This window comes from Halomonas terrestris (assembly GCF_049166755.1).
Lineage (GTDB): Bacteria > Pseudomonadota > Gammaproteobacteria > Pseudomonadales > Halomonadaceae > Halomonas.
This window is the reverse complement of the sequence record NZ_JBMHFZ010000016.1, coordinates 98,641-110,113: the sequence shown is the minus strand read 5'-3', so window position 1 is coordinate 110,113 and position 11,473 is coordinate 98,641. Positions and strand designations below refer to the sequence as shown.

12 protein-coding genes are annotated in these 11,473 nt (G+C 60.8%); 5 read left to right on the top strand and 7 right to left on the bottom strand.

Translation table 11 applies throughout. The features are described 5' to 3' along the window. The first annotated feature begins 98 nt into the window (after positions 1-98). A complete protein-coding gene (locus ACOMD9_RS15100; RefSeq protein ID WP_421416436.1) occupies positions 99-1,112 on the top strand; it encodes an isocitrate dehydrogenase in 1,014 nt (337 codons plus the stop codon). 985 nt (positions 1,113-2,097) lie between these two features. Then, on the top strand, positions 2,098-2,280 hold the full coding sequence (locus ACOMD9_RS15095; RefSeq protein ID WP_421416434.1) for a hypothetical protein: 183 nt from the start codon (positions 2,098-2,100) through the stop codon (positions 2,278-2,280). Here the strand turns inward: ACOMD9_RS15095 and ACOMD9_RS15090 are convergent. From ACOMD9_RS15090 to kdgD, 7 genes are all read right to left on the bottom strand, one after another. After that, a complete protein-coding gene (locus ACOMD9_RS15090) occupies positions 2,249-3,817 on the bottom strand; it encodes an aldehyde dehydrogenase (NADP(+)) (protein ID WP_421416432.1) in 1,569 nt (522 codons plus the stop codon). The two genes, ACOMD9_RS15095 and ACOMD9_RS15090, sit on opposite strands and share 32 nt — an antisense overlap. A gap of 23 nt (positions 3,818-3,840) precedes the next feature. Then, on the bottom strand, positions 3,841-4,578 hold the full coding sequence (locus ACOMD9_RS15085) for a FadR/GntR family transcriptional regulator (RefSeq protein WP_421416429.1): 738 nt from the start codon (positions 4,576-4,578) through the stop codon (positions 3,841-3,843). 72 nt (positions 4,579-4,650) lie between these two features. Next, on the bottom strand, positions 4,651-5,976 hold the full coding sequence (locus ACOMD9_RS15080; RefSeq protein WP_421416426.1) for an enolase C-terminal domain-like protein: 1,326 nt from the start codon (positions 5,974-5,976) through the stop codon (positions 4,651-4,653). Between the two features lie 82 nt (positions 5,977-6,058). Next, positions 6,059-7,567 (bottom strand): tripartite tricarboxylate transporter permease, encoded by a 1,509-nt coding sequence (locus ACOMD9_RS15075; protein WP_421416423.1) that lies wholly within the window; start codon positions 7,565-7,567, stop codon positions 6,059-6,061. 17 nt (positions 7,568-7,584) lie between these two features. Beyond that, complete coding sequence (locus ACOMD9_RS15070) at positions 7,585-8,028, bottom strand: tripartite tricarboxylate transporter TctB family protein (RefSeq protein ID WP_421416420.1); 444 nt, start codon at positions 8,026-8,028, stop codon at positions 7,585-7,587. Positions 8,029-8,134: 106 nt separating this feature from the next. After that, positions 8,135-9,190 (bottom strand): ABC transporter substrate-binding protein, encoded by a 1,056-nt coding sequence (locus ACOMD9_RS15065; protein ID WP_421416417.1) that lies wholly within the window; start codon positions 9,188-9,190, stop codon positions 8,135-8,137. A 26-nt stretch (positions 9,191-9,216) separates the two neighbouring features. Then, positions 9,217-10,134 carry a 5-dehydro-4-deoxyglucarate dehydratase gene (kdgD, locus tag ACOMD9_RS15060; protein WP_421416415.1) on the bottom strand — a complete coding sequence of 306 codons (918 nt, stop codon included), beginning with the start codon at positions 10,132-10,134 and terminating at the stop codon, positions 9,217-9,219. Between the two features lie 352 nt (positions 10,135-10,486). On the opposite strand from kdgD, the gene ACOMD9_RS15055 reads away from it, so the two are divergent. From ACOMD9_RS15055 to ACOMD9_RS15045, 3 genes are read left to right on the top strand one after another with little or no spacing between them, the layout of a single operon-like run. Continuing rightward, the gene (locus ACOMD9_RS15055; RefSeq protein ID WP_421416457.1) at positions 10,487-10,822 is read left to right on the top strand and encodes a Rossmann-fold NAD(P)-binding domain-containing protein; all 336 of its coding nucleotides are present in this window, start codon (positions 10,487-10,489) and stop codon (positions 10,820-10,822) included. Positions 10,823-10,841: 19 nt separating this feature from the next. After that, a complete protein-coding gene (locus ACOMD9_RS15050; RefSeq protein WP_421416412.1) occupies positions 10,842-11,051 on the top strand; it encodes a hypothetical protein in 210 nt (69 codons plus the stop codon). 24 nt (positions 11,052-11,075) lie between these two features. Then, positions 11,076-11,345 (top strand): hypothetical protein, encoded by a 270-nt coding sequence (locus ACOMD9_RS15045; protein WP_421416409.1) that lies wholly within the window; start codon positions 11,076-11,078, stop codon positions 11,343-11,345. Positions 11,346-11,473 lie beyond the last annotated feature (128 nt).

Here is an 11,473-nt window from a genome sequence, read left to right as displayed (position 1 = left end):
GCGCTGACCCATGCCGGCCCCCTGACACCCTTCCTGGAGCCCGCCTGAGGGGCGGTCTCCATTTCATGCAACACAACACCCACCACGAGGATCCCCAGGTGAGTCAAACGATTGCGGTATTGAAAGGCGATGGTATCGGCCCCGAGATCATGGAGGCCACCCTGCGCGTACTGGACGCCCTCAACTGCGACCTGACCTACGAGTTTCATGATGCCGGCCTTGCCGCCCTGGACAAGCATGGCACCCTGGTACCTCCCGAGACGCTGGCGGCGATAGCGACACACTGCGTGGCCCTCAAGGGGCCGCTGACCACCCCGATCGGCAAGGGGTTCTCCTCCATCAATGTGCAGCTGCGCCGCCACTTCGACCTCTATGCCAACGTGAGGCCGGCGATCAGCTTTCCCGGCACCCGTTCACGCTACGATGACATCGACCTGATCACGGTGCGCGAGAACACCGAAGGCGCCTACCTCGCCGAAGGGCAGAGCCTCTCCGAGGATGGCGAGACCGCCCTGTCGAGCATCCGCGTGACTCGCAGTGGCTCCGAGCGCATCGTGCGCTATGCCTTCGAGCTGGCTCGCCAGAAAGGTCGCCAGAAGGTCACCGCGGTGCACAAGGCCAATATCATCAAGACCAGCTCTGGCTTGTTCCTGGAGGTTGCCCGAGAGGTGGCCAGGGACTATCCGGAGATCGAGTTCCAGGAGATGATCGTCGACAACGCCTGCATGCAGCTGGTGATGAACCCGAACCAGTTCGACGTCATCGTCACCACCAATCTGTTCGGCGACATCCTTTCCGACCTGTGTGCCGGCCTGGTCGGTGGTCTGGGCCTGGCCCCCGGGTCCAACATCGGCAGTGAGGTGGCCATCTTCGAGGCGGTGCACGGCTCGGCGCCGGACATAGCCGGCAAGAAGGTCGCCAACCCCTGTGCCCTGCTGCTGGCAGCGGCCGATATGCTCGACCATCTGGGAATGATGGAAAAGGGCGCGAAGATCCGGGGGGGCATCCGCGAGGTACTGGAGAATGACCGCGAGCAGGTCACACCGGACATGGGAGGAAGCGGTAATACCGACACTTTCGCTGATGCTTTGGTTAAAGTAGTTCGGAGGTAAACGTCTTAGAACGGGGCACTATTGCTGGAGCTGCCCCGGTTCAGTAAGCAAAAAAAAGATACAACACTCCCGGTTCTGCCCACATAGGACGGCACCGGGAGTGTTGCCGTGACATACATGCAGAGATATACCAGCTCCGCGAAGGATTTGCGTCCCTCACTGCCCACTACGATGTGATCGATAACGCGGATCTCCACCAGACCCAGCGCTTCTTTCAGTCACTCCGTGATACGTCTGTCGGCATCGCTGGGCTCAGGATCACTGCTGCAGCGTTACAGGCCAAAGTCTGTTTCACGACTTACCTCGGGTAGACACTGGTCAAGTCGATGATGCAGTCCATTCATACCTGACAAGGTCTGGCATCGCTTTTTCTCTGATGCTCACCACCAGCGTTCATGACGTCAGCAGTTCAAGGTGGTTTGCAATCACCGCCTGACTGGCGAACCCGAGGGGCTTACCCTCATCACAGATAAGCATAGCCGGCACATTACTCGTGCTCAGCATTCAAGGCACACCGATAAATTTCTTGACAACTACCGCTTTCAGAACCCTCCGAAGGACGGTCTTAAAGAGATCGGATAACGGAATCCCGTCGGCCAAGTAGATCGCCTCCCTCCATGATCTGATAGCCGATCAGAGAGACTCCAACGATGCCTGAGTGATCAAGGAAAAGTATCGCTGGATCCAGAAGTCGCCTCCGCCGCATCCCCCCCAGTGACTCATCACGAACTACCTCGAGATCATGCAGGAGACCGTCACCGCCAAGGCACTACTCAAGGCGATGGCCAAGGCCCTTACGAAGCTGGATCTCTAGCCTGACCAAAGCATGTCTGGAAGGTATGGACGGCCTGTTATAGGCGGCCCAATAACAACGCGCGCGCAGCAACCGTAAGAGATCAACGTCATTACGGTGACCTACCTTATAAGCAGCCCAGTGAAGAGCCTGCTCGATCAGGAAAAATCCACATGCTTTAACGATGAACCCATGAATCTGCACCCGGAGGAATTGCTGAAAAATCGCTATGGCTACCAGCAGAGGATAAATGCTAAAGCACATTTGATCATCTGGGACACTACAAATCAAAAAGGCGGCCCGCAGGCCGCCAAAGGGTCCAACCGCTTACAAGCTCTGGGGGTTAATCGCGCTTGCCGTCCACCAGCCGGCTGACGCCCAGCGGGTTGCCCTCCTTGAGGGCCTCGGGCAGCAATCCTTCGGGCAGGTTCTGATAGCACACCGGGCGCAGGAAGCGGTGGATCGCGGCACTGCCCACCGAGGTCGTGCGGCTGTCCGAGGTCGCCGGGAACGGGCCACCGTGGACCATGGCATGGCACACCTCGACGCCGGTGGGCCAGCCGTTGGCCAGCACACGACCGGCCTTGCGCTCGAGTACCGGTAACAGCGTCCGGGCGGCGTCCAGGTCGCCATCGTCCATCTGCAGCGTGGCGGTGAGCTGGCCCTCCAGGTGCTCGGCCACGGCGCGCATCTCCGCCAGGTCCCCGCACTCGATCACCAGCGAGGCGGCACCGAACACCTCGGCCTGCAGGGCCGCGTTGGCCAGGAAGTCGGCGCCGCTCGTGGCGAACAACGCGGTCTGGCACTGGTGAGGGCCCTCGCTGGCCGAGCCGCGAGCGATCTCGCGAGCCTCTCCGGCCAGCTGGCTCACGCCATCGTCGTAGGCGGCGTGGATGCCCGGGGTGAGCATGGTCTGGGCGGCGCTGCCCTTGACCGCTTCACCGGCGGCAGCGGTGAAGGCGTCCAGCGCCTCGCCCTTGATGGCGATCACCAGGCCCGGGTTGGTGCAGAACTGTCCGGCGCCCATGTTCAGCGAGCCGATGAAGCCCTCGGCGATCTCCTTGGCGCGTGCCTGGAGCGCCTCGGGCAGCAGGAACACCGGGTTGATGGAGCTCATCTCGGCGTAGACCGGGATCGGCTGGGGGCGGGCCTGGGCGGTAGCCATCAGCGCCAGGCCCCCGTTGCGCGAGCCGGTGAAGCCCACGGCCTGGATATGCGGATCGGCGACCAGCGCCTGGCCGATCTCCTTGCCCGAGCCGAACAGCAGCGAGAACACGCCTTCGGGAAGGCCACAGCTGGCCACGGCCTTCTGCACGGCGCGGCCGACCAGCTCGGAGGTGCCGGGGTGAGCAGAATGCGCCTTGACCACCACCGGACAGCCGGCGGCCAGCGCCGAGGCGGTATCGCCCCCCGCCACGCTGAACGCGAGCGGGAAGTTCGAGGCGCCGAACACCGCCACCGGGCCCAGGGCCACGTGGCGCTGGCGCAGGTCGACGCGGGGCATCGGCTGGCGATCCGGGAGAGCCGGGTCGATGCGCACGTCGAGCCACTCGCCGGCACGCACCACGGAGGCGAACAGGCGCAGCTGGCCGCAGGTGCGCCCGCGTTCACCCTCGATCCGTGCCTGAGGAAGGCCGGTCTCGGCCATGGCGCGCTCGACCAGCGCATCGCCCAGCGCCTCGATCTCGGTGGCGATGGTTTCCAGAAAGCTCGCCCGCTCCTCCAGCGAGGTCTCGCGGTAGGTGGTGAGGGCCTCCTCCGCGAGCTGGCAAGCTTCGGCCACCGCGTGGCGGTCCAGCCCCGGATACTCGGGGGCCAGCGCCTCCCCGGAGGCCGGGTCGATGGGGCGGATGACGGCCTGGTCGCCGGTGACGGCGCGCTGGCCGATCAGGGAAGTGCCTTGTGGGGTCATGCTGTCTCCCTTGGTTCGGTGGTTCAGCTTTCCTGGTACTGGGCGTACATGTTTCGTGACCGGTTGAGGTGCTGAAACATGGTCTCTCTTGCCGCCTCGGCATCGCGCGACAGAATTGCCTCGAGAATAAAGGCGTGTTCTTCCTGGACCCGCTCGAGGTAACGCGCCGCCGCGGCGGGATTGATGTCGATGCTCAGCAACTTGGCACGAGGAATGCTGCTGGGACTGAGCTGCTCGTAGAGCTGCGTGAAGGCCGGATTATGGGTGGCCTGGGTAATGGCATGGTGGAACTCGTAGTCCTCCACCCGTGCCTGGGATTTCTCGGCGCACGCCTTGAGAAAGGCCGCGTGCTTCTCCTCGAGCCGGCGACCGTCTACCTCATCGTGACGCAGCGCGGCCAGCTCCGCCGCAGCAGGCTCCAGGGCCAGGCGGAGCTCGAGGACATGCAGGATATCCTCCACCGTGGTCGGGTTGATGCGCTCTGCCGGTCGAGCCTCCACGGCCTGGGAACGCAGCACCGTAGTGCCCACGCCACGCCGTGTCGCCACTAGCCCCAGCGACTTGAGGTGGGTGATCGCCTCGCGGATGACCGTGCGGCTGACGCCGAAGGAATCACACAGCTGACTTTCCGTGGGGAGTTTCTCGCCTACCTTGGCCTTTCCCTCAAGAATCAGCGCCTCGAGTTGGTCGGCGACATGGGCGGAGAGACTTCCCTGCTTGGCCACCTTGTGCACGTCCAATCGCGCGATTTCTGGCGACATTTTCGTATCCTCTGCCATGGAAAAATGCCTTTGACCAAAAGTATGACTTTTAGTCTAGCAGCCTGGCAAACCCTAGCGCACCAGTGCCGGACGCTTTGGGTCGAATTCCCAGCCGGGAATCAGGTACTGCATCGCCATGGCGTCGTTGCGCTGCGTCACATCGAGGCCCTGGTAGAGGCGATGCGCCTCCATTAGCTTCTCCTCGTCCAGCTCGACACCCAGGCCTGGGGTCTTCGGCACGGTTAGCTTGCCGTCGCGGATCAGGAACGGCTCCTTGGTGATCCGCTGGCCGTCCTGCCAGATCCAGTGGGTATCGATGGCGGTGATCTCGCCAGGGCAGGCCGCGGCCACATGGGTCATCATGGCCAACGAGATGTCGAAGTGGTTGTTGCTGTGGGAGCCCCAGGTCATGCCCCACTCGTGGCACAGCTCGCCCACCGCCACGGCGCCCTGCATGGTCCAGAAGTGGCAGTCGGCCAGGGGGATGTCCACGGCATTGAGCTGTACGGCGTACTGCAGCTGCTTGAAGTCGGTGGCGATCATGTTGGTCGCCGTGGGCAGACCGGTGCGCTTCTTGAACTCGGCCATGGTCTCACGGCCCGAGTAGCTCTCCTCCTGTCCGCAGGGATCCTCGGCATAGCTCAGCAGGTGCTTGATCGGTTCCAGCACCCGCACCGCCTCGTCGAGTTTCCAGGCACCGTTGGGGTCGAGGGTTAAGCGGGCCTCCGGGAAGGCCTCGTGAAGCGCGCGGATGCAGTCGGCCTCCTGCTCACCGGGCAGCACGCCACCCTTGAGCTTGAAGTCCCTGAAGCCGTAGCGCTCATAGGCCGCCTTGGCCAGGTTGGCCACGGCATCGGGGGTCAGGGCCTCACGGCGGCGTACCTCGTCCCAAGCATCCTGTGGGTCGCTCGCCTGAGGATAGGGCAGGTCGGTCTTGGCCGGATCACCAAGCAGGAACAGATAGCCCAAGGCCTCGACCTCGTCTCGCTGACGACCGAACTGACCCAGCAGGTCGGCCACCGGCATGCCCAGTGCCTGACCATAGAGGTCGAACAGGGCGGATTCGATACCGGTGGTCACATGCACCGCCACCCGCAAGTCGAAGGTCTGGCGACCTCGCTCCTCGCGGCCGTTCTGAGCCAGCCGCAGGCGTACCTGGTTGAGGGTCTGCTTGATATCGTTGACCCGCGAGCCTTCCACCAGCTCACGGCACTGCTCCAGCCCCTTGAGGATGCCGGCGCTGGCCGGAATCTCGCCGACCCCCTGGTTGCCGGCATCATCCTCGAGGATCACCACGGAGCGGATGAACCAGGGCGCATGTCCACCGCTGAGGTTCAGCAGAAAACCATCGTATCCGGCCACGGGAACCACGCGCATGGTCTTTATCTTCGGGAGCATGACTCTTTTCCTCTGGAAAGTTTCGGTCAGATGACTAGGTTCGACTAAGCGACCTTGCCGCACCAATATTAGAAGGAAGCATTTATACCACCTGGCTTCGACGGTCTCTTGTGCGATTCTTCAAGCTCATCACGATGGAGAACACCACGGACGCCAGGATCAGTAGCCACAGCACCACGGCAATGGGGCTCTTGGTGAAGAAGATCGAGAGGGTGCCGAACGACTCGAGGCTCTTGACGAAGTAGACTTCCGCTTGACCGCCCAGGATGAACCCGATGATCAGCGGTGCCACTTCCAGGCCGATCTTCTGGATCAGGTAGCCGAGGATACCGAAGATCAGCAGGGTCCAGACATCGAACATGATGCCGTAATTGATCGCATAGGCGCCCACCACACACATCATAGTGATCAGCGGATAGAGGATATGCTTGGGCACCATCACTACCTTGGCGATGTGCTTGATGGCGAAGAACATCAGGAAGAATATCACGAAATTGGCAAAAACCAGCGCCGTCATCATGATGTACCAGGTATTGGCATTTTCGGGAATGAACAATGGTCCTACCTGAATGCCCTGGAGCGTGAAAGCGCCGATCAGCACAGCAGTGGTGGAATCACCGGGGATACCCAGAGAAAGCAGCGGAATCAGCGCACCGCCGGTCAAGGCGTTGTTGGCCGACTCCGAGGCCATGAGCCCCTGGGGCGCTCCCTTACCCATCTCCGAGGAATCCCGCGACAGGTTCTTCTCCTGAGTATAGGCGAGCACCGAGGCAGCACTCCCACCCACGCCGGGCAGCATGCCCACGAAGGTACCGATAAAGGACGAGCGCACCAGGTTGGTAAAACGTCCTTTGAAGATGGAGAACGCAAACGTTCCACCCTTGCCAAGTTTCAGCCGATCGCTGGTGAGGTCGCTTTTCACGCCTTTTTCGGCCTCGAGGAGAATGGTTGAGATACCAAATATACCTATCAGCACGGGCAGCAGAGAAAAGCCTTCATACAGGTAGGGCTCCATGAAATCGAACATCAACCGGGTCTTTCCGTTCCCGCCATCGGAGATGCTGTAGACACCCACCAGACTCAGCCAGATGCCGATCACGCCACTAAAGATACCCACCAGCATGTTGCTGGAGAGAGATGCGATGACAGACAGCGCTAGCAGGATGATCAGGAACTTCTCCACATAGGAAAACTTGATAGAGAAGTCCGCCAGCATGGGAGCGAACAGAAAAAGCACGGCAGCACTGATCAATCCACCAATAACGGAGGCAACGACACAAACTCTCAGGGCCTTCTCACCTTCGCCCTTCTGGGCCATGGGATAGCCATCGAAGGTCGTCGTGATCGAGGATGGCGTTCCCGGTATATTGAGCAGAACGGCCGGGACCATCCCTCCGGAGATCCCACCGACATACAGCCCCAGCAACAGCGCAAGGCCATTATGCAGGCCCAGAGCATAGGTCAGCGGCAAGCACACGGCCACGGCCATCGTGGCCGTCATGCCGGGGATCGCACCGAAGATGATGCCCACCAACGCGCCAAAGGCGGCTAGCAGAAAAAACGTGAAATCGAGAAGTGACAAGAATTCCATAGTGGCATCCACCTAGATCACGGCAGGGTGATTCTGAACAGCTTGGCCAGGACAAACCAGACCAGACTGGGGGCGACAACGGCATTGATCAGCACGATGACCACAGCTTTCTTCGTCCACTCATGCAGGTACATGAGAGCCATCAAGAAGACGAAGGGCATCGAGACGAACAAGAAACCATATCCCGTATAGGGGAACATATTCCCCACTACCGCCATGAGGTAAAAATACGCGACGATGAGGGCGAGGGTTCCGAAGAAACGAAAGCCATCCATGGATTCACCCACGATGGGCAGGGCACGCTCTCCTCGCTTCACCGCAGCCAAAAAGGGAATCACCTGGGTTACCAGGATAATGGCGAACAGCACCGCCAGGACCCAGTGAATGATTGTCGGGAAAACCAGGTGAGAGGTCTCGAAATCAATCGAGACACTGAGCAGACTGGACAGGCCTGATTCCATAGCGGCTCCGACGACGGGAAGGTAACCCTGCCCGTCCATTTTCTATGTCGATAAATGCCAGATAGCAGGAGCATCGGCGGCTTGTCACCGCCGATGCTCGAAGCGGTTACTGGATGTTTTCGATAATCGCTTCGTAACGCGACATCTTGTTCTTCAGATACTCAGAGGCTTCATCGGACGGTTTGAAATTCGGAATGAAGAAAGACTTCTTCTGAGTTTCCTGAATCTCGCCCTCGGCATAGATCTCTTCCAGAGCCTCATCAATCTGTTCGACGATGCCGGAATCCATCTCCTTGTTGTAGAGGAAGAAGAATTCCTTGTCGAAGGTGAAGTTTTCATCCTCGCCCATGGTGACGGTCACGTTGGGCTCGACATACTCCAGCAGCTGCTCGCGGCTGGTCTGTCCCATGCCTTCTTCCGGCGCCTGCTCGATGGTGCCCTGGCGAGCCGTCAGCCATACAAAGCGCATAGCCTTCTGATCGTCTTCAGGCAGGCGAGTGAACTGCTCGTTGGCCTGCACGGACCCATGGATCATGTCGACCTGGTCATCGTAGAGCTGCTGGTTCTTGTCCGCCTGGGACCCAGTGTTCACAGCGACCAGGTTGTCTTCCTGCCCCGGATGCTCGATGGCGATGGCGTTCTTCAAGGCACTGAAGCCGATCTCGGACACACCGCCCGGCTGGATCGCCACGCGCACCTCATCACCCTCACCGACTGCTGCGATGATCTCGTCAAGGTTCTCGTACGGCGAGTCCTTGGGTACCAAGTAGGCATTGCCCGGGTTAATCGCTACGGTCGGCCCGATGGTGTATTTCTCGAAAATGTTCTCGTAACCCTGAACGCCATAGAGGTAGCCCAGGTAGGACTGATCGTGGAAGATCATCAGGGTGTTACCGCGCGGATCGCGATCCAGCGTGCGGAAAGCGGAACTCGCACCGACGGCATCGACCTTCATGTTGAGGTCAAGCTTATTGGCCAGCTTGTCCACCACGATGCTGGAGTTCTGGTAGGTATCGCCCCCGGTAGACGTGGAGCCGATCACGACGCGGATATTGCCGCGCAACTGGCCTTCCTGGGCCATGGCGATGCCGGTGCCGAAGGTCATGGATGCCATGACGACAGCGGTGCCCAGTCCTGCCAGGGTCTTCTTGGATACGGTCATGCTTTCACCTCTTCGCTATTGTCGATTTATAGTTGCTTGGCAATGCCCACCAGCGTCTCGAGCTGCTGGCGCTCCTCGGATGAGGGCATGGTCAGGGGCGCGCGTACGCTGCCCGCCGGACGACCGATGATCTCGGCGCCGGCCTTGATCAGGCTGACGGCATAGCCCTTCTTCCGATCCCTGAGGTCCACGAAGGGAATGAAGAAGTCGTTGGTGATCTGCTTGACGACTTCGCTGTTGCCCTTGCGGAGTTCCTTGTAGAAGGTCACGGCCATGTCGGGCACGAAGTTGAACACGGCCGATGAGTAGGTGTTGACGCCGATGGACAGATAGGCCTCGGCGAAGATCTCGGCGGTCGGCACGCCGCCGATATAGACAAGCCGGTCGCCCACGGTCTTGACGATCTTGTTCAGGGCCTGGATGTCGCCCTTGCCGTCCTTGAGACCGACCAGGTTGGGGCAGGCCTCGGCCAGTGCCTTGACGGACCCGGCATCGAGGATCCCGTTGCCGCGGTTGTAATAGATGACATTGAGCGACGTGGACACACAGATCTGGCGGGCATATTCGACCAGTCCGTCCTGGGGGCATTCGGTCAGATAGGGTGGCATCAGCAGGATGCCGTCAGCACCGGACTCCTCAGCCGCCTGGGCGAAGGCCTTGCCGCTCTCGACGCTCAGCCCGGCACTGGCGATCACCGGCAGCTTGCCGTCCACCGTATCCACGGCCACGCGCACGATCTCGCGGAACTCGTCGAACGACAGGTTGAAGAACTCGCCGGTACCACCGGCCACGAAGACCGCGGAGATGTCGTGGCTGATGAACCACTCCAGCCGACGGCGATAACTCTCGGCGTCGAAACGGCCCTCCTGGTCGAAATCCGTGATGGGAAACGACAGCAGACCATCGCCGATGGCTTGCACCACTGCTTCTCTGGAAAACTTCACGCAACCGTCCTCATGCTTTCCGGGTCAGGGGCTCCCCGACCGCCTCGCGGGTGATCGACAACGGGTGTGTTGTCATACATCATACAACCGACAAACTAATCACCGACCGGTAGGCGGGCAAGCCCTAATGATCAAATTGCGACCAAAGTTTTAGGAAGCTCCCGACGTTGCCTCGTGCAAGGTCGCTTCTACAGGCTGGCTTACCCGCCATGAAGCAGTCGCTGCCGGCCAGATACTCATAAAGGGGGCAGACTGACCCCTGTTCGAAGCTCGCCCTCGCCGGGAAGCGGCCCCCTCCGCAAATAGCCACTCGACCCATCGCCTCAAAGGAACCTGAACCATGTAGAAGTGCATCCTGGCCTATGGCCGCCTGAACGATGAGCAACTGGCCCAGCTTGGCGAGGACTTCGAGGTCCAGGCCTTTCCGGGCCTGGCCTCCGCCGACGACCCGGCCTTCCGGGCCGCGCTACCCAGCGCCCACGGCCTCATCGGCGCCGGCCTGGCCATCTCGCCCGAGGTGCTCGACGCCGCGCCCCAGCTCGAAGCCATCGCCACCATCTCGGTATGCTACGACAACTACCCGGTCGAGGCGCTTACCCGTCGCGGCATCCTGCTGTGCAACACCCCCGACGTGCTCACCGAGACCACCGCCGACACCGGCTTCCTGCTGGTCATGGCCGCTGGGTGAACCCGACAAGGTGCAGGTGGTGGATCCGGATCCGCGTGATGGTGTGGCGGGGTCACTGGAGCTGCGCTGCAAGCTCGATCATGCGATCGGGTTCCCGTACTACAAGATCGAGGGGCTGGCGGCGATACTCGGTGAGCGTGGCGATGGCCTGCTGCTGTTCGGCGTGCGTGAACAGGGCAGAACCCATGACGACTTCGCCTATGTGTGCCGTTTGGTGGGAGCGCATTAAGAGATCAGTGACCAGGGCAATGTCGTGCTCATCGACGAGATACGAGAGTTTTACGCTTTCGACCCGAGGCACCATGAGGGCGTACGTTACGAATGCGGCCTCTCAAGCCTGGAGTATGATCCCTATCATGCCCGGCTCTATCTGTTGACCAGTTTCGAAACCGAGCTGGACGGTGTTCCCCATATCGGGGGTTACCTGTGGGTGATGGGGCTCGAAGATTTACCGGCGGGTCGACAACCCACGCTATTGACCACAGCAGGTTCTCTCGAAGGTGATGCGGAGTGTGGCGCTTGACGCACGGCTTCCGATGGTCGTGCCAATAGCTGGGTAGTCTGCGCATTCGCGTGTGATGGGCTCGCTTGACTCCTCATGCTTGTGTCGTAAGCTCAGACATGCAAGCCCCGCTGATGGCGGCCCGGTGG

Bases quoted from the DNA above. Each gene is read 5' to 3' on its own strand.
- ACOMD9_RS15095 (WP_421416434.1), top strand. From the start codon at position 2,098: ATGAATCTGCACCCGGAGGAATTGCTGAAAAATCGCTATGGCTACCAG.
- ACOMD9_RS15090 (WP_421416432.1), bottom strand. From the start codon at position 3,817: ATGACCCCACAAGGCACTTCCCTGATCGGCCAGCGCGCCGTCACCGGC.
- ACOMD9_RS15085 (WP_421416429.1), bottom strand. From the start codon at position 4,578: ATGTCGCCAGAAATCGCGCGATTGGACGTGCACAAGGTGGCCAAGCAG.
- ACOMD9_RS15080 (WP_421416426.1), bottom strand. From the start codon at position 5,976: ATGCTCCCGAAGATAAAGACCATGCGCGTGGTTCCCGTGGCCGGATAC.
- ACOMD9_RS15075 (WP_421416423.1), bottom strand. From the start codon at position 7,567: ATGGAATTCTTGTCACTTCTCGATTTCACGTTTTTTCTGCTAGCCGCC.
- ACOMD9_RS15070 (WP_421416420.1), bottom strand. From the start codon at position 8,028: ATGGAATCAGGCCTGTCCAGTCTGCTCAGTGTCTCGATTGATTTCGAG.
- ACOMD9_RS15065 (WP_421416417.1), bottom strand. From the start codon at position 9,190: ATGACCGTATCCAAGAAGACCCTGGCAGGACTGGGCACCGCTGTCGTC.